We start from the raw sequence: 18,500 nt of genomic DNA on the forward strand, positions 1-18,500 counted from the left end.
GCGCATGCTGTTCGACGGCGCTGTCGCGGCCACCGTGGCCGATACCGCTGCGGCCCAGCCCGACAGCCACCCCACTGCCGATGCAGCGAAGGCGCCCACGGCCGATCATCCGTCGGTCAGCAAGGACACCCACGGCCAGGCCGATGCCACGCCGGCTGCCAGCCCTGTCGCCGTACCGGGCCAGAGCGTGGTGTTCGTCGATGCCCGGGTCAAGGATGCCGACAGCCTGCTCAAAGGCGTTGCTCCCGGCGCGCAGGTGGTCAAGCTCGATGCCAGCAAGGACGGCTTGCAGCAGATCGCTGATTACCTCGACCAGCATTCGGGTGTCAGCTCGGTGCAGATCATCGCTCACGGCAACGCCGGTGACCTGTGGCTCGGCAACAGCTATCTGTCGGCGGACAACGTCGCGCAACGCAGTGCGGTGCTGGCGGAAATCGGCAAGGACATGAACGTCGGCGGCGACATTCTCATTTACGGCTGCTACACCGCCGAAGGTGACCGCGGCCTGAGTTTCGTCGACTCGCTGGCACAATTGACCGGCCGCGATGTGGCCGCCTCGAACAACCGCACCGGGGTGGGCGGCGACTGGGATCTGGAAATCGCCACGGGCAGGATCGAGAGCGCCAACGTGCTGTCGACCCTGTCGATGAGCGAGTACCAGTGGGGCCTCGCCACCTGGACTGCCACCAACAATGCGAACACCGGGGTCGGCTCGCTGCGCGCAGCGCTGGCGTCGGCGCAGAACGGCGACATCGTGACCTTCAGCAGCGGCATGACGGTGCAGCTCACCTCGGAATTGCTGATCAACAAGAACATCACCGTTGATGGCGACCTGAACAACGACGGGGTGGCGGACGTCACCCTCGATGGCCAGTACCGGACGCGGGTGGTGGAAATCACCTCCAGCAGCACGGTGACACTCGATGGTCTGGTCATTACTCGCGGATTGGTCTCGGGCAATGGCGGAAATGGCGGCTATGGCGCAACCGGGGCCATGGGCGGGGGGATTTTCAACGCCGGCGTCCTGACCTTGAACAACGTTTCGGTCACCGGTAACGCGGCGGCCGGTGGTGGCGGTGGTGGGGGGGTCACGGGAGCCAACTACGGCGGCGGCGGTGGCGGTGGCGGCGGCCTCGGTGGTCAGGGCGGCGGCCATGGCGGTACGGCCGGGCCGGGCACCGGGACGTTGGGCGGCCAGGCCGGCAGTGGTGGCGTCGGTGGCTACGGCGGTGGCTACGACGCCACGCACATGGGCGGCCGCGGCGGCTCCACCGTCGGCGGTGCCGGCGGCGTGGGCGTGTCCTATTACAGCAACGGCGGCAATGGCGGCACCGCGAACAACGGCACCATTTCGATTGGCGGCGGCGGTGGCGGCTCCGGCTGGGACAAGGTGGGCGGCGTCGGCGGCAATGCGGCCGGCGGCATTTACAACGCCTCCACCGGCACCCTGAAAATTGTCGGCACCTCGGTCATCAGCAACAACCTCGGTGCGGGCGGCGGTGGCGGCGGTGGTAGCGGCCAGGGCAGCAACAACCTGAACGGCGGCGACGGCGGACGGGGTGTCGGTGCGATCTGGAACCAGGGCGGCACGGTACTGATCACCGCCGCCAACTTCAGCGCCATCAGCGGCAACGCGGCCGGCAGCGGCGCCGGCGGCGCAGAACTGGGCGGCGGCGTGACGGGCTCTGTACCGTTGGCCTTCGCGGCGATCTACAACAATGGCGGCACACTCAATACCGCTTATGTGGAACCACCCACCGCAACCATCGTGATGGCGGACACGGCGTTGAAAATCGGCGAAACCTCGCTGGTGACCATCACCTTCAGCCGCGCGGTCACCGGTTTCACCAACGCCGACCTGACCATTGCCAACGGTACGCTGACAGCGGTCAGCAGCAGCGACGGTGGCCTGACCTGGACCGCGACCTTCACTCCGACCAACAACATCACCGACGCCACCAACCTGATCACCCTCGATAACACCGGGGTCAATGCGATCAGCGACGGCGTGGCGGGCGTCGGCACGACCAGTTCCGTCAACTATGCGATCGACACCGTGCGGCCGACCGTGACCATCGTGATGGCCGACACGGCGTTGAAGATCGGCGACACGTCGCTGGTGACCTTTACCTTCAGCGAAGCGGTCACCGGTTTCACCAACGCCGACCTGACCATCGCGAATGGCACACTGTCAGCAGTCAGCAGCAGTGACGGTGGCATCACCTGGACCGGAACGTTCACCCCGACCGCCAGCATCACCGATACCACCAACCTGATCACTCTGGACAACACTGGTATCGCCGACCTCGCCGGCAACGCCGGCAGCGGCACGACTGATTCGGCCAACTACGTGATCGATACCGTGCGGCCAACCGCGACCATTGTCGTGGCCGACAGCAATCTGGCAGCGGGTGAAACCTCGCTGGTGACCATCACCTTCAGCGAAGCGGTCAGCGGCTTCACCACCGCCGACCTGACGGTGGCCAACGGCACCCTGAGCGGTCTGAGCAGCAGCGACGGCGGCATCACCTGGACCGCCACGCTCACCCCGACCACCAACATCACCGACACCACCAACCTGGTCACCCTGGACAACACCGGGGTCGTCGATCTGGCCGGCAATGCCGGCAGCGGCACCACCAATTCCAACAACTACGCCATCGACACTGCGCGGCCGACCGCGACCATCGTGGTGGCCGACAACAACCTGCGGATCGGCGAAACCTCGCTGGTGACCATCACCTTCAGCGAAGCCGTGACCGGCTTCACCAATGCCGACCTGACCATTGCCAATGGCACGTTGTCGGCGCTCAGCAGCAGCGATGGCGGCATCACCTGGACGGCGACCTTCACGCCGACTGCCAGCATCACTGATGCGACCAATCTGATCACGCTGAACAATACCGGCATCGCTGACCTGAACGGCAACGCCGGCAGCGGCACCACCGACTCCAACAATTACGCCATCGACACCGTGCGCCCGACCGCGACCATCGTGGTGGCTGACAACGCTCTGAAAATCGGCGAAACCTCGCTGGTGACCATTACTTTCAGCGAAGCGGTGTCCGGTTTCACCAACGCCGACCTGACCATTGCCAACGGCACGCTGAGCGCAGTCAGCAGCAGCGACGGCGGCATCACCTGGACCGCGACGTTCACTCCGAGCGCCAGCGTCACCGATACCACCAACCTGATTACCCTGGACAACACCGGCATTGCCGACCTGGCGGGCAACGCCGGTAGCGGCACCACCGACTCCAACAACTACGCCATTGACACCCAGCGCCCGACCGCAACCATCGTGGTCGCCGACAGCAACCTTACGGCCGGCGAAACCTCGTTGGTGACCATCACGTTCAGCGAAGCGGTGAGCGGTTTCACCAACGCCGACCTGACCATCGCCAATGGCACGTTGACGGCGGTGAGTAGCAGCGATGGCGGCATCACCTGGACGGCAACATTCACGCCGAACGTGGGCATCAACGACGCAAGCAACCTGATCACGCTGGCCAATACCGGTATCGCCGACCTGGCGGGCAACGCCGGCAGCGGCACGACCAACTCCAACAACTACACCATCGACACCGTGGTGCCGACCGCGACCATCATCGTGGCGGACTCCAGTCTGAAGATCGGCGAGTCCTCACTGGTGACCATCACCTTCAGCGAAGCGGTGACCGGTTTCAGCAATGCCGACCTGACGATAGCCAACGGCACATTGTCGGCAGTCAGCAGCAGCGACGGTGGCATCACCTGGACAGCGACCTTCACGCCGACCAGCAACATCACCGACGCCACCAACCTGATCACCCTGGACAACGCCGGCGTACAGAACCTGTCGGGCAATGCCGGCAGCGGCACCACCGATTCCAACAATTACTCGATCGACACTCAGCGCCCGACCGCCACCATCGTGGTGGCTGACACCGCGCTCGGCGTCGGCCAGAGCAGTCTGGTGACCATCACCTTCAGCGAAGCGGTGACCGGTTTCACCAACGCCGACCTGACCATCGCCAACGGCACGCTGAGTGCGGTGAGCAGCAGCGACGGCGGCCTCACCTGGACGGCGACGTTCACGCCGGCGGCGGGGATCACCGACACCACCAACCTGATCACCCTGGACAACACCGGCATCGCCGATCTGGCGGGCAACGTCGGCAGCGGTACCACCGATTCCAACAACTATGCGGTCGACAGTCAGCGTCCGACGGCGACCATTGTCATGACCGACAGCGATCTGCGTCCCGGTGAAACCGCGCAGGTGACCATCACCTTCAGTGAGGCCGTGACCGGATTCGACAACTCCGATTTGAGCGTCGCCAACGGCACCCTGAGCAATGTTTCGTCTAGCGACGGCGGCATTACCTGGACGGCCACGTTCACGCCGAACATCGGTATCACCGACCTCACCAACCTGATTGTCCTGAACAACACCGGCATCACCGACCTGGCCGGCAACACCGGCACCGGCACCACCAGTTCGGCCAACTATCAGATCCAGACTCAGGTGCCGACCGCCACCATCGTGGTTGCCGACACGTCGCTCAGGGCCGGGGAAACCTCGCTGGTGACCATCACCTTCAGCGAAGCGGTCAGCGGTTTTGACAACAGCGACCTGACCATCGCCAACGGCACGTTGAGCAATGTCAGCAGCAGCGACGGCGGTATCACCTGGACGGCCACCTTCACGCCGACAGCCAATGTCACCGACGCCACCAACCTGATCACCCTGAACAATGCCGGGGTGGCCAACCTGTCGGGCAACAGCGGCATCGGTACCACCGATTCCAACAACTTCGCCATCGACACCGCGCTGCCGACCGCCACCATCGTGGTTGCCGACAACCGCCTGGGCATTGGTGAAACCACCACAGTGACCATCACCTTCAGCGAGGCGGTGAGCGGGTTTGACCTGTCGGACATCAGCGTCGCCAACGGTGCGCTGTCGAACCTGACCAGCAGCGACGGTGGCGTGACCTGGACGGCGACTTTCACCCCGACAGCCGGCGTCAATGATGCGACCAACCTGATTCTGATCGACACCGCCGGTGTTCAGGATCTGGCCGGCAATGCTGGGGCGAGTATCGCCATCTCCAACAACTACATCCTCGATGCAACCCGGCCGACGGTGGACATCGTGGTCGCCAATCCGCATCTGGGCATCGGCCAGACCACCACGGTGACCTTCACCTTCAGCGAGGCGGTGAGCAATTTCGACCTGTCCGACCTGAGCGTGACCAACGGCGACCTGAGCAATCTGACCAGCAGCGATGGCGGCAAGACCTGGACCGCGACGTTCACGCCGACCGCGAATGTCACCGACCCGAGCAATTTCATTGCGCTGGACACCAGCAACGTCAGCGACCTGGCGGGCAACGCCGGCAGCACGGTGGCGGTGTCGAACAACTACGCCCTCGACAGCGAACGGCCGACCGCCACGGTGGTGGTTGCCAATCCGAATCTGGGTGTGGGCCAGACCTCGCAGGTGACCATCAGCTTCAATGAGGCGGTGACCGGGTTTGATCTCAGTGACATCAATGTCGGCAACGGCACCCTGTCGAACCTGAGCAGCAACGACGGCGGCAAGACCTGGACCGCGACGCTGACCCCGGGCGCCAACATCAACAGCGCCAGTAATGCGATCAGCGTCAACAGCGCCGGGGTCAGTGACCTGTCCGGCAACAGCGGCAGCGGTGTCAGCAGCTCCAATAACTACGCGATCAATACCGTGCCGCCGGTTATTCCGCCAACGGTGCCGACCACGCCGATCAATGGGGTGATTCCCGATCCGCTGTCCCGCAGCAGCGATCCGGTCGCACCGCCGCCGGCCCCGGACGTGCCGTTGCAACCGTTTGTGTTTACGCCACCGACCGGCAATCTCGGCTCGCCGCTGACCTTCCCGCCGCTGTTCGAGCAGCGTGTACTGGGCGACGGCATCCGGCCGCTGGGGGACATTTTCATCAATCACGGTGCTCTGAGCCCGAGCTTCATCGCCCAGGTATTCAGCAGCAGCGACGGAAGCGGTGACGGCAGCGGGCACGGCTTCCTCGGTTTCGGTGGCGGTGATGGCGGAGTCTTCGCCAGCAGTACGCTGTCGAGCCTGTTCCACCAGAACGACGGCGCCGAGCGGGAGGCGCTGAACGCCTTCGACAGTCACTCGCTCAAGGCCGGTGACATTTCCCAAGGGCTGCGCGGGGTATTTGGCGCGCCGACCCTCGGGCAGCAATTGCAACAACTCAAGGACAGCGAGCAGCACCGGGTCGACGACCTGGCAGCGGCATTGCGCCAGGTCGGCATCAGCGAAATGCAGGCCTGAACACACAACTACTCAACACGGTGCGGCACCTAGGGGCGATCCAGGGATGAAGAAAAGTCAGAAGTTGTTCGGCGCCAGCCTGCTGGCGCTGGCGATCAGCGGATGTGCAGTGACCAGTGAACCGATCGAACGCAGCGTCAGTGAGCAGCGGGCCAAAACCGACCTGCAGAGCATGTACAAGGATCAGGAGCCGCTGCGTGGCCCGCTGACCCTGCATCAGGCCATGGCCCGCGCGGTGAAATACAACCTCGAAGGCCGTTTGAAAATCATGGAAGAAGCGTTGGCCAAGCGGCAGCTCGACCTCGCCAGTTTCGACATGCTGCCGCGCATGGCGCTGGACGCCGGTTACGTCGGGCGCAACAACGTCAACGCCTCCAGCAGCCAGAGCGTGCGCACCGGCACTCAGTCTCTGGAACCCTCGACCTCGCAGGACCGCGACCGCGATGTCGCCGACCTGACCATGGTCTGGAACGTCCTCGACTTCGGCGTCAGCTACATCAGCGCCAAGCAGCAGGGCGACCAGCGCCTGATCGTGCAGGAACGCCGGCGCAAGGTGATCAACACCATCGTTCAGGACGTGCGCTCAGCCTATTGGCGCGCGATGGCTGCCGAACGGTTGCTCAAGCAGATCGACAGCCTGATGGCCCGCGTCGACACCGCCCGGCGTGACAGCCAGAGCCTGAGCGATCAGCGCATCGGCGACCCGGTGCAGGCACTCGGTTACCAGCGTTCGCTGATCGAAGCCACGCGGCAACTGGAAGAACAGCGCCGCGCCCTGTCGCTGGCGAAAACCGAATTGGCAACGCTGATCAACCTGCCGCTGGGCACCAACCTGACGCTGGCGACCGATGACGGTTATCAGATTCCCGAACTCAAGGTCGCCATGGCCAAACTCGAGCAGGAAGCCCTGACCAGCCGCCCGGAACTGCGCGAGCAGGATTATCAGAGCCGCATCAGCGCCGCCGAAACCCGCAAGGCGATGTTGCGCCTGCTGCCGGGTCTGGAGTTTTCCGCCGGCGGGCATTATGACAGCAACTCGTTCCTCGTCGAACAGGGTTGGGCCGACTACGGCGTGAAAGTCACCTGGAACCTGTTCAACGTGATTTCCGCTCCGGCGGCCATCGACGTCGCCAAGGCGGGTGAGGAAGTCGCCGCCGCCCGGCGGCAGGCGATGTCGATCGCGGTGCTGGCGCAGCTGTATGTGGCGAACGCCAACTATCAGGAGGCGCTGCGGCAGTTCAAGACCAATCAGCAACTGTCGGACATCGACGGGCAGATCGTCGGCCAATTGCGCAATCGGCATCAGGCCGCCGGTATCGGTGAACTTGAACTGATTCAGGGCGAGCTGAACAACCTGCAAGCCGACCTGCGCCGTGACTTGTCGTATGCCGATCTGCGCAACGCCTATGGACAGATCTTCGCCAGCGCTGGTCTCGACCCGCTGCCGGATCAGGTGCAGTCCACCGAAGTGCAGTCGATCGCCACGGCGTTGGCCAACCGCGAGTCCGCGTGGGCGTCGGGGGATATCTCGGTGCCTGTGGTGGCGCATGCCGCTGCCCGATAATCTGCTGGCGCCTGTCGCCAGCGTCAGCCGCTCGCAACGCGAAGCCCGCAACGGCCATCGCGGTGCGGCGATTTTGTTGACTGGCCTGCCGGCGGCGGGCAAATCGACGCTGGCTCAGGCGTTGCACGCCGAGCTATTCGCCCGTGGATTGCACAGCGTGGTGCTCGATGGCGACGGCTTGCGGGTCGGGCTCAACCGCGATCTGGGGTTCAGCGACGCCGATCGCCTGGAGAACATTCGCCGTGCCAGCGAGCTGGCAGCGCTGCTGGTGGAGAACGGGCAGATCGTGATTCTGGCGATGATCGCGCCGTTGCTGGAGCTGCGCGAAGTGTTCGCTCGGCGTTTGGCTGCGGACTATCGCGAGGTCTGGTGCAGCGCGTCGTTGGCGGTGTGCGAGCAGCGTGATCCGAAGGGGCATTACGCCCGCGCACGGCGTGGCGAAATGGCCGGTTTCACCGGGGTTTCGGCACCGTACGAGCCGCCCGCGCAGCCCTCGCTGGTGCTCGACACCGGCGTGCAGACTGTGGAGGCCTGTCTGGATCGGCTGCTGACCTGGCTTGGCGAATGCGCGGTGTTGCCCAAAGCATGAGCCGCCCGGTCTGTTCGCGTCTGCCGGTGGCGGTGGACTTGCCGCTGCTGTTGCAGGCGCTGCAGGCGATTGCCGAAGATGCATGGCATGGCCACTTCAACACGGATTACTTCACGGGCGACTGGAGCGGTGTGGCACTGATTTCGGCCGCCGATGCGCTGACCGAGTTATCGCCCGGGCGCGGAGAAACGCTGCAGCGCACGCCTTGGCTGTGCGATGAACGCTGGCGGTTGGGGCTGCGCGGTCTGACGCTGGATATCGTCTGTGCGCGCTTGTTGCGACTGGGGCCGGGCGGGCGAATTCACGAGCATCGTGATTACGACCTGGAAGGGCCGGATACCGATCTGCGCCTGCATATTCCGTTGCTCAGCCCACCTGCAGTGGATTTCTGGCTCGATGGTCAACGGGTGCCGATGGCGGCGGGGGAGTGCTGGTTTCTCGATCTTGCTCGTGCGCATCGGGTGGATAATTTCGATACCTGCGCGCGGATTCATCTGGTGCTCGACTGCCGGCCCGGGGCCTGGCTCACGCAGAAGATCGCCGAAGGTTTGCGCGACACTCCTGCAACGCAACCGGCTGATTCGGCGTTACAGCAATTCCAGCGACTGGTTGCAGGTGACGCAGCGTTGGCGGCGACTCTGCAGCACATGGCGGAGCCTGAGTCGTTCATCGAGCGCACTCTGGAGCTGGCCGCCAAACACGGCTTGCCATTCTCCCGCGAAGAACTGCGCGCCGCGATGCGCAGCGGTCGTCGGCAATGGAACGAACAATGGAGCGGCTGAATCTGCACGGTTGGTTGCCGATCCGGATCTGGCCGCTGGCGGGGCAGTGGCAAGTCGACTGGTGCTGGTTTGGTGAAACGCCACTGCATCAGCCTTTTTTTCGTGACGCCGTCGAAGAGGCGCTGCGGTTGCCGTTCAATCAGGCTTTTCGCCGGCAGACATCGCTGTCGGTGCTGACCGAGTGGCAAGCGCAAAGCCCGGGGTTGGCGCCGAGTGCCTTTATCCTGCACGCCTCGCGTTGCGGTTCGACGTTGATCAGCCAGATGCTCGCGCGGCTCGATGACCATATTGTGGTCTCGGAGCCACCGCCGCTTGATGCGCTTTTGCGAGGTGAGCTGCCCGAAGTCGAGCGGCGTGCAGCGATCCGTGGATTGCTCTCGGCCTACGGTCAACGTCGACGCGGTGTCGAGCAGCGACTGGTGATCAAGCTCGACGCCTGGAACATCGGCGAGTGGCCGCTGTTGCAGGCATGCTTTCCCGATACGCCATGGTTGTTCGTGTACCGCGATCCGCTGGAAATCGCCGTGTCGCACGTGCGCCGTCCGGGGATGCACATGGTGCCGGGGATGCTTGGGAACTGTGTGCTCGACGATGGTTTGCCGTTTACCGGCAGTGAAGACTTCATCGCACGACGGCTTGGTCGCTTGCTGGCGTCGGCTTATCTGCACTGCCGTGAGGGTGATGGACTGCTGGTGAACTACAGCGAATTGCCCGAGGCCATGGCCGGCCGATTGGCGAATTTTTTCCGCTTGAATGCCGAGCAGCGGCAGCAGGTGTTGGCGGCGACGGTGCAGCACGCCAAGCAGCCGTCCCAGCGTTTTGTCGCTGATGGCGAAGACAAGCGCCGCGAGGCTTCGCCGTGGTTGCGCGAACGGGTTCGGCAATGTGCCCAGGATGCCTTTGTGAATCTTGAGTTGCTGCGATCTTTTGCTGTCAGGTTTTTCCCGACAGATCCGCCATCCCCTTGAGCAACTCGATCGGCAACGGAAAGACAATCGTCGAGCTCTTGTCACCGGCAATCGAACTCAGCGTCTGCATGTAACGCAATTGCATGGCACCGGGCTGGCGGCCGAGCATTTCGGCGGCTTGCATGAGTTTTTCCGAGGCCTGCAGTTCGCCTTCGGCGTGGATCACCTTGGCCCGGCGTTCGCGTTCGGCTTCGGCCTGTTTGGCAATCGCACGCACCATCGATTCGTTGAGGTCGACGTGCTTGATCTCGACGTTGGCGACCTTGATGCCCCAGGCATCGGTCTGGGCGTCGAGCACCTGCTGGATGTCGATGTTCAACTGCTCGCGCTCGGCCAGCAGTTCATCCAGCTCATGTTTGCCGAGCACTGCGCGCAGGGTGGTCTGCGCCAGTTGGCTGGTGGCCGAAAGAAAATCTTCGACCTGAATGATCGCCTTCTGCGGATCGAGCACGCGGAAGTACAGCACCGCGTTGACCTTCACCGAGACGTTGTCGCGGGTGATCACATCCTGTGGCGGCACGTCGAGGACCACGGTGCGCAGGTCGACCCGGACCATTTGCTGCACCACCGGAATCAGCAGGATCAGCCCCGGGCCCTTGACCTGCCAGAAGCGTCCGAGCTGGAACACCACGCCGCGCTCGTACTCACGCAGGATGCGGAAGGTCGACCCGGCGAGGGCGATCACCAACAGCAGCAGTGCAACGAAACCGATTTGCAGACCCATGATCACTCTCCGTGTCGCACCGCATCAGTCGCGGCGACTTTCAGCAGTAAGCCTTTACGCCCGACCACGCGTACCGATTGTCCGGTGTGCAGCGGTGTCGTGCTGTGCACTTGCCAGTGTTCACCCTGCAATTGCACCCAACCGTTGTGGGCGTTTTGCGCTTGCACGGTGGTCACCGCCGTCACGCTGCCGACCAGCCCGGCATCGCCGCTGACGGCGTGGCGCGGGCGGGTTTTCAAGGCGCGGACGATCAATGCGATCAGCAGCAGGGCGCTGAGCAGGCCGAGGCCGATGATCATCGGCACCGGCAACTCGGCGTTGCCCAGAATCAGCGCGCCGATGACGAACATGATGATCCCGCCGAGGCCGATCACCCCGTAGTTGGGCAGCGCTGCTTCGGCGATCAGAAAGGCAATGCCAAGGGTGATCAGCCACAGGCCGAGCGGATTGACCGCCGTCGGCAGGACATCAGCCGCGAGGGCCGAGCCGCTGGCCAGCAGTATCAGGAAAAACGTGCAACATCGGCTGTTCACGTGACCCTCCGGGAGAGTCATGGGGGTGTTTCCTTAAGTCTAGTTGAGCCTGACGTCGTATGAATTTTGATCAATAAGCGGATGTGTCCAATGAGCGGATTTCCCTTCATCAGCAACTGGCCGAACTAGACTCAGCAGAACAGGCACAACGTTCAGCGGGACACCGAGGTGCAGCATGCGTATGGCAAAAAAAGTGCAGAGCAGCCTGAACCGGGCGCATTGCGAATATGACATCGTGGCCCACCGCCACTCGGCCAGCAGTCTGGAAACCGCACGGGTTTCCGGGGTGCCCGCCGAACGCGTGGCCAAGTCGGTCATTCTCGACGACCATCACGGGCATTACCTGATGGCCGTGCTGCCCGCCAGCCGGCACCTGGATTTGAGCAAAGTGCGCAGCAGCGGTGAATGGCAGATCACTCGCGAGAGCAATCTGGCGCATATCTTCGATGACTGCGAACGCGGCGCGGTGCCGCCACTGGGTGATTCCTATGGCCTGGACATGGTCATCGACCCGCTGCTGACTCGGCAGAAAGACATTTACCTGGAAGCCGGCAACCACAACTACCTGCTGCACATGAGCATGCCCGAGTTTCTGAAAATGGTGCCGCATGCGCAGGTGCAGGAGTTGAGTCATTAGGTTTTGTGGTGCGGCCACTGACGCCTTCGCGAGCAAGCCCGCTCCCACAGGTTGACCGCAATCCCCTGTGGGAGCGGGCTTGCTCGCGAATAATCGCCCATCCACCGCATTCCTTAAGGAGTCCTCCATGGAGCAGCCCACCCACAGCCTCCCATCCCTGTTCAAGCAACTGGGACTGGACAGCGACCCGACTGGCATCGAGCAATTCATCGCCACCCATTCACCACTCAAACCCGAATTGCACCTCGCAGACGCGTTTTTCTGGAGCAAAAGCCAGGCGGATTTTTTGCGCGGCGAGATTCTTGATGATGCGGATTGGGCGGAGGTGGTGGATCAGTTGAATGTGTTGTTGCGCAATGGGCGGGAGGGATAACCATTATTTTGCGAACGGCCACATCTGTTTACGGTGCGCACGACCAACGGGCAGATTTGTTTCAAAACTTGACTGAAATTCCCCGCCAATGCGATATTGATAGTTAGCAAACTAACAGTGTGCATTTTCCCGTGCCGAATTCCCTCGACGCTCTTCAGATGAACATCAGCAGTGCCATGGTGGTGGCCGCCAGGCATTGGCGGAAGATCTGCCAGACCACGCTGGTCAACTATGGAATCTCCGAAGCCTGCGCCGTGCCGTTGTTGATGATCGGACGGCTGGGCGAGGGTGTGCGTCAGGTGCAGGTGGCGCAGGCGGCCGGGATGGAGAGTCCGTCGCTGGTGCGCCTGCTCGATCAGTTGTGCCACGCCGGCTACGTCTGCCGCACCGAAGATGCGCAGGATCGTCGGGCCAAGTGCCTGAGCCTGACCGACACCGGCCGTGAACTGGTGCAAGCGGTGGAGATCGAACTGGTGCGTCTGCGTCATGAAGTGCTCGAAGGCATCGACCAGAGTGATCTGGAAGCTACGCTTCGGGTACTGCGAGCTTTTGAGGCGGCCAATCCGCCTGTGGTGATCAATTCTTGAACGGTTTTTTCTCTGGCATCCCGCCTGCCCGTGACTGGTTCTACGGGGTCCGTACCTTTGCAGCGTCGATGATTGCGCTGTACATCGCCTTGCTCATGCAAATGCCGCGTCCGTATTGGGCGATGGCCACGGTGTACATTGTCTCCAGCCCGTTTCTCGGGCCGACCAGCTCCAAGGCGCTGTACCGCGCCATCGGCACTTTTCTCGGAGCGGCGGCGGCAGTGCTGTTCGTGCCGATGTTCGTGCAGAGTCCGTATGTGCTGGTGGTGGTGATTGCCTTGTGGACGGGGATTTTGCTGTTCCTGTCGCTGCACCTGCGTACCGCCAATAACTACGCACTGATGCTGGCCGGCTACACCTTGCCGCTGATTGCCTTGCCGACCGTGGATAACCCGCTGGCGGTGTGGGACGTGGCGGAGGCGCGCACCGAAGAGATTTTTCTCGGCATCGCTGTGGCGGCGGTGGTCGGCGCGATGTTCTGGCCGCGTCGCTTGGCGCCGGTGTTCAACGACGCGGTGGGCAAGTGGTTCGCTGACGCCACCACCTACAGCCTGAAGTTTCTCAGCCGCGACGTGCAGCCTGAACAGATCGCCGCGCTGCGCATGGCCATGGTCGCCAATTTCAACAGCCTCGAATTGATGATCGGCCAGTTGCCCCACGAAGGCGCCCGGCCGCAAACCGTGCGCAACACCAAGGAACTGCGCGGGCGGATGATCCACCTGCTGCCGGTGATCGACGCTCTGGAAGATTCGCTCTACGCGCTTGAACGGCGCACACCGGAACTTGTGGAAAAGTTTGCCCCGCTGTTGACCGCGACCCAGCAATGGCTCGGCCATAACGACGCCGATCTCGAACGGTGGCAGGCGCTCAAGGATCAACTTCAGGCCTTGCAGCCAAGCTGCGAGGCGCTGGAAGATCGCAAGCAATTGCTGTTCTCCAACGCGATTTATCGCCTCGGCGAATTCATCGATCTGTGGCAGGACTGCCGCAGTTTGCAGGACGCGATTCTCTGCGAGCGCCAGGACAGCTGGCGTGCGGTGTACCGGCACTGGCGCCTCGGGCGGCTGACGCCATTTCTCGACCGCGGGATGATGCTGTATTCGGTGGCCTCGACCGTTCTGGCGATCATCGTCGCTTCGGTGCTGTGGATTCTGCTCGGCTGGCCGGACGGTGGCAGCGCGGTGATTCTGGCGGCGGTAGCGTGCAGTTTCTTCGCCTCGATGGACGACCCGGCACCGCAGATCTACCGGTTCTTTTTCTGGACCGGGATGTCGGTGCTGTTCGCCAGCCTTTACCTGTTTCTGATTCTGCCGAACCTGCACGATTTCCCGATGCTGGTACTGGCGTTTGCGGTTCCGTTCATCTGTGTCGGCACCCTGACGGTGCAGCCACGGTTCTTCCTCGGCATGCTCCTGACGCTGGTCAACACCTCGTCGTTCATCAGCATTCAGGGCGCTTACGACGCGGACTTCTTCGCCTTTGTGAACTCCAACCTGGCCGGCCCTCTGGGCCTGTTGTTCGCGTTCATCTGGACCCTGATCGCCCGCCCGTTCGGCGTCGAGCTGGCCGCCAAACGTCTGACCCGCTTCAGCTGGAAAGACATCGTGCGCATGACCGAGCCGGCCAACCTTGCCGAACACCGGCATCTGGGCGTGCAGTTGCTCGATCGTCTGATGCAGCACTTGCCGCGTCTGGCCATGACCGGCCAAGACACCGGGATTGCCATGCGTGAAGTGCGCGTCGGCCTGAACCTGCTCGATCTGCTGGCTTACACGCCACGTGTCAGCGGCGCGCCGAAGGCCCTGCTGCAGCAAGTGGTGGCTGAGGTCGGCGAGTATTTCCGCGCGTGTCTGAAGGCCGGCGAACGCTTGCCTGCGCCGAGTCCCTTATTGATGACCATGGACCGTGCGCGCCGCGCGCTCAAAGGCCACGGCGACGAAGAAACCCGGCTAAACCTGTTGCATGCCTTGAGCGGTTTGCGCCTGGCGCTGCTGCCCGGCGTGGAATTCGTCAGCACCAGCGATGCCGAAGAACCGCTGCCCGATGGAGCGCCCCTATGATTGGTGATCTGGATATCAGCGGGATTTTCCTGCCGACCCTGCTGGTGCTGATGGGCATCACCTATGTGTTGTTTTTGCTGGTGCATGGCGTGCTCACGCGCCTGCACTTTTACCGTCTGGTCTGGCACCGGGCATTGTTCAACGTGGCCCTCTACGCCGTGATGCTGTACGGCGTGGACTCACTCAGTCGATACCTGATGACATGAAAAAACCGTTTCTGACTATCGGTCGCGTGGTACTGACCCTGCTGATCGTGACTTTTGCCGTTGTCCTCGTCTGGCGCATGGTGATGTATTACATGTTCGCGCCGTGGACCCGTGACGGCCACATCCGTGCCGACATCATCCAGATCGCTCCGGACGTGTCCGGGCTGATCCAGCAGGTCGAGGTCAAGGACAACCAGTTGATCAAGCGCGGTCAAGTGCTGTTCAGCATCGATCAGGACCGCTTCAAACTGGCCCTGCGTCAGGCTAAAGCGGCGGTTGCCGATCGCGAGGAAACCCTGGCTCAAGCCCAGCGCGAAGCCAAGCGTAACCGTGGCCTGGGCAATCTGGTGCCGGCCGAACAGCTGGAAGAAAGCCAGTCGAAAGTCGCCCGGGCGCAATCGGCGCTGGCCGAAGCGCTGGTGACGGTGGACAGCGCGCAGCTCAACCTCGACCGTTCGGTGATCCGCAGCCCGGTGGACGGCTACGTCAACGACCGCGCGCCGCGTGTGCAGGAATTCGTCACCGCCGGGCGTCCGGTGTTGTCGGTGGTCGACAGCAACTCGTTCCACATCGACGGCTATTTCGAAGAAACCAAACTCGACGGCATTCATGTCGGTCAGTCGGTGGATATCCGCGTGATCGGCGATAAAGCCAAACTGCGCGGACATGTCGAAAGCATCGTCGCCGGTATCGAAGACCGCGACCGCACCAGCGGCAATAACCTGCTGCCCAACGTCAACCCGGCGTTCAGCTGGGTGCGCCTGGCGCAGCGGATTCCGGTGCGCATCGCCTTTGACGATGTGCCGGAAGATTTCCGCATGATCGCCGGACGTACCGCCACCGTGTCGATCATCGACGATAAAACGCAGGAGCCCGCGCAATGAACAAGGCCCTGATGATCGCCGGGTTGGGCGTGATGCTCTCGGCCTGTCAGATGGTCGGGCCGGACTATCACCTGCCCGCTGATGCGGCGGTGCAGCGCAAGGATTTTCAGGGCGAGCTGGCGGTGGACGGCAAACCAGTGGTGTCGGCGCCGGTGCCGGCGGACTGGTGGCGGCTGTATAAGGATCCGCGACTGGATCAACTGGTGCAGCAGGCCATGGCGTCGAATACCGACTTGCGCGTGGCGGCGGCGAACCTTCAACGGGCGCGCGCGCAAGTCGATGAGGCCGAAGCGGCGGGTGGCTGGAGCGCAGGCGTGAAGATGGGCGCGCAGCGTTTGCAGGAATCCGGGCAGGCGTTTTTGCTGCCGGAAAAAGTCCCGGTCGACAACGTCGGCGATATTGGCATCAGTGCGTCTTATCAGTTCGACCTGTGGGGCACGCTGCAACGCGGCATCGAAGCGGCAAAAGCCAACGCCGATGCAACGCAAGCGGCCGCCGACACCGCGCGCATCACCCTGGTGGCGGACGTGGTGCGCGCCTACACCCAGGTGTGTGCGGCGAACGAAGAACGGCAAATCGCCCAGCACTCCCTTGACCTGCAATCGCAAGGCACGACCCTGATCCAGCGCCTGCGCGATGCCGGGCGTGGCGATGAAACCCAGGTCACTCGTTCGCAAACCCAATTCAAGTCGTTGCGCGCCGACATGCCGCGCTACGAAGCGGCGCGTCAGGCGGGGTTGTTCCGCCTGTCGATGTTGCTGGCGAAACCGGTCGAGCAATTGCCGGCCGGTACCGCCACTTGTGCCGAACTGCCGAAAATTGCCCAACTGGTGCCGGTGGGCGACGGTGCGGCGCTGCTCAAGCGTCGTCCCGATATCCGTCAGGCGGAACGTCGCTTGGCGGCCTCGACAGCGGGCATCGGCGTCGCTACGGGCGAGCTGTACCCGGACATCAGCATCGGCGCGACCATCGGCACCGTCGGTCTTATTGACGACTTGGGCGATCCGTCGACCAACCGCTGGGGCTTCGGCCCGTCGTTGAGCTGGAAGGTGCCGACCAACGGCGCCCGTGCGCGGATCCGTGAAGCCGAGGCCAACACCCAGGCCGCACTGGCGCATTTCGACGGCGTGGTGCTCAACGCCATCCGCGAAACCCAGACCGGTCTGGCCCAATACAGCGCGCTGCTGCAACGCCGCGACGCCCTGGCCGATGCCGAGCAGTCGGCGAAACTGGCGGCGGACCAGACCCACCGCTTCTTCCAGGCCGGGCGCGAGTCGTTCCTCGCCGACCTGCAGGCGACCCGCACCTACACCGACGTCACCGCGCAACTGGCCGCCGCCAACACCCAGGTCGCCATGAGCCAGATCGATTTGTTCCTCGCCCTCGGTGGCGGTTGGGAAAGCGGACGAACGCAAGCCTCGAGCGCCAGCAAACCCTGAAGCCGTTGCTATGCTTTGAAGTGTTGAAGGGGTGCCACGTGCAACGCACCCTTTCAGCGCACATTGCTAGCGCTGGTCTAGGGGAAACCAATAATGAAAAACCCTTACGCTCTCGGCTTCTGGTGCGCCCTTGTAGCGCTGGTGCTGCTATCGGCCACCTATTTCTACGGCATCATGCTGGCCCATCAGATCGACAAGGCCATGGTCTTCCTCGACAGCGCCACCGCGTTGATCGCGGTGATGGCAATCGTGGTGGTGGCCTGGGCGTCGATCCAGGTGCAGCGGGTCAAGAAAAGACAACTTGAACAAGGCAAGACCCTGGTGCTGATCTGGGACACCAAAGTCGCCCTGCGTCGGGTCGAAACCGTGTTCGACCGCTACTTCTGGGGCAGCTACTGGCAACCGGGACGCACCTTCGCCGAAGTCATGGGCGAACTCACCGGCACCCCGCTGGAAAAAAGCCTCGAAGCCTTGAAAAAACAGTGCCTGGAACTCGACAAGCAGATTGCCGACGAAGGCTGGCACTGGCTCAACAATGCCCGCGAGCTGTCGGATGTCGCCACGGCCATGGCCCGTGAGCGCTATCAGCTGGATTTCTGTGACCCCCGGGCGGATGGGCCGGGCGGGGCGGTGATCGATCGCGACTTTGAAGTGCTGGTGTATACCTGGACGGCGCGGTTGAAGAGCTTCGATCATCAACTCGATGAGATCGAGGTTCAGTATTCCTGAGCTTCTGGGAATCCAGTGGCCCTATCGCGAGCAGGCTCACTCCTACAGGGGAACGCATTTCAATTGTAGGAGTGAGCCTGCTCGCGATAGCGTCCTCAAAAACACTGCA

At 63.0% G+C, this 18,500-nt stretch carries 15 protein-coding genes; 13 read left to right on the forward strand and 2 right to left on the reverse strand.

Features of this window, described 5'->3' with window-relative positions; genetic code table 11:
* The first annotated feature begins 4 nt into the window (after positions 1–4).
* Genes ACOYXI_RS20245 through ACOYXI_RS20265 form a run of 5 tightly spaced genes read left to right on the forward strand, consistent with a single transcriptional unit; the run spans position 5 to position 10,219 of the window.
* Positions 5–6,316, forward strand: coding sequence for an Ig-like domain-containing protein (locus ACOYXI_RS20245; RefSeq protein ID WP_461675573.1), 6,312 nt, complete (start codon positions 5–7; stop codon positions 6,314–6,316).
* A gap of 46 nt (positions 6,317–6,362) precedes the next feature.
* On the forward strand, positions 6,363–7,880 hold the full coding sequence (locus ACOYXI_RS20250; RefSeq protein WP_134785133.1) for a TolC family protein: 1,518 nt from the start codon (positions 6,363–6,365) through the stop codon (positions 7,878–7,880).
* A complete protein-coding gene (gene cysC, locus ACOYXI_RS20255) occupies positions 7,864–8,469 on the forward strand; it encodes an adenylyl-sulfate kinase (RefSeq protein ID WP_134785134.1) in 606 nt (201 codons plus the stop codon). Before ACOYXI_RS20250 ends, cysC begins: the two co-directional genes overlap by 17 nt.
* Positions 8,466–9,251: an aspartyl/asparaginyl beta-hydroxylase domain-containing protein gene (locus ACOYXI_RS20260; RefSeq protein ID WP_134785135.1), complete on the forward strand. Its 786-nt coding sequence runs from the start codon at positions 8,466–8,468 to the stop codon at positions 9,249–9,251. Before cysC ends, ACOYXI_RS20260 begins: the two co-directional genes overlap by 4 nt.
* Entirely contained in the window at positions 9,239–10,219 is a 981-nt protein-coding gene (locus tag ACOYXI_RS20265; RefSeq protein ID WP_134785136.1) for a sulfotransferase family protein, read from the forward strand. The genes ACOYXI_RS20260 and ACOYXI_RS20265 overlap by 13 nt, the downstream gene beginning before the upstream one ends.
* Here ACOYXI_RS20265 and ACOYXI_RS20270 read toward each other — a convergent pair.
* A complete protein-coding gene (locus ACOYXI_RS20270; RefSeq protein ID WP_041070974.1) occupies positions 10,185–10,943 on the reverse strand; it encodes a slipin family protein in 759 nt (252 codons plus the stop codon). The two genes, ACOYXI_RS20265 and ACOYXI_RS20270, sit on opposite strands and share 35 nt — an antisense overlap.
* Positions 10,944–10,945: 2 nt before the next feature.
* On the reverse strand, positions 10,946–11,497 hold the full coding sequence (locus ACOYXI_RS20275; RefSeq protein WP_461675227.1) for an NfeD family protein: 552 nt from the start codon (positions 11,495–11,497) through the stop codon (positions 10,946–10,948).
* A gap of 154 nt (positions 11,498–11,651) precedes the next feature.
* Here ACOYXI_RS20275 and ACOYXI_RS20280 point away from each other — a divergent pair, with 154 nt between their 5' ends.
* From ACOYXI_RS20280 to ACOYXI_RS20315, 8 genes are all read left to right on the forward strand, one after another.
* Entirely contained in the window at positions 11,652–12,113 is a 462-nt protein-coding gene (locus ACOYXI_RS20280) for an aminoacyl-tRNA deacylase (RefSeq protein WP_134785138.1), read from the forward strand.
* 127 nt (positions 12,114–12,240) lie between these two features.
* Complete coding sequence (locus tag ACOYXI_RS20285) at positions 12,241–12,486, forward strand: DUF2789 domain-containing protein (RefSeq protein WP_098966581.1); 246 nt, start codon at positions 12,241–12,243, stop codon at positions 12,484–12,486.
* A 158-nt stretch (positions 12,487–12,644) separates the two neighbouring features.
* Positions 12,645–13,073: a MarR family winged helix-turn-helix transcriptional regulator gene (locus ACOYXI_RS20290; protein ID WP_007961473.1), complete on the forward strand. Its 429-nt coding sequence runs from the start codon at positions 12,645–12,647 to the stop codon at positions 13,071–13,073.
* Complete coding sequence (locus tag ACOYXI_RS20295) at positions 13,070–15,133, forward strand: FUSC family protein (protein WP_096796923.1); 2,064 nt, start codon at positions 13,070–13,072, stop codon at positions 15,131–15,133. Before ACOYXI_RS20290 ends, ACOYXI_RS20295 begins: the two co-directional genes overlap by 4 nt.
* Positions 15,130–15,339, forward strand: a complete 210-nt coding sequence (locus ACOYXI_RS20300; RefSeq protein ID WP_098966584.1) for a DUF1656 domain-containing protein — start codon at positions 15,130–15,132, stop codon at positions 15,337–15,339. The genes ACOYXI_RS20295 and ACOYXI_RS20300 overlap by 4 nt, the downstream gene beginning before the upstream one ends.
* On the forward strand, positions 15,336–16,223 hold the full coding sequence (locus ACOYXI_RS20305) for an efflux RND transporter periplasmic adaptor subunit (RefSeq protein WP_134785140.1): 888 nt from the start codon (positions 15,336–15,338) through the stop codon (positions 16,221–16,223). Before ACOYXI_RS20300 ends, ACOYXI_RS20305 begins: the two co-directional genes overlap by 4 nt.
* Positions 16,220–17,662 carry an efflux transporter outer membrane subunit gene (locus ACOYXI_RS20310; RefSeq protein WP_134785141.1) on the forward strand — a complete coding sequence of 481 codons (1,443 nt, stop codon included), beginning with the start codon at positions 16,220–16,222 and terminating at the stop codon, positions 17,660–17,662. Before ACOYXI_RS20305 ends, ACOYXI_RS20310 begins: the two co-directional genes overlap by 4 nt.
* Before the next feature lie 93 nt (positions 17,663–17,755).
* Positions 17,756–18,391, forward strand: coding sequence for a hypothetical protein (locus ACOYXI_RS20315; RefSeq protein WP_025113416.1), 636 nt, complete (start codon positions 17,756–17,758; stop codon positions 18,389–18,391).
* The last annotated feature ends 109 nt before the right edge of the window (positions 18,392–18,500 follow it).

The sequence above is a fragment of the Pseudomonas sp. G3-19 genome, assembly GCF_054855875.1.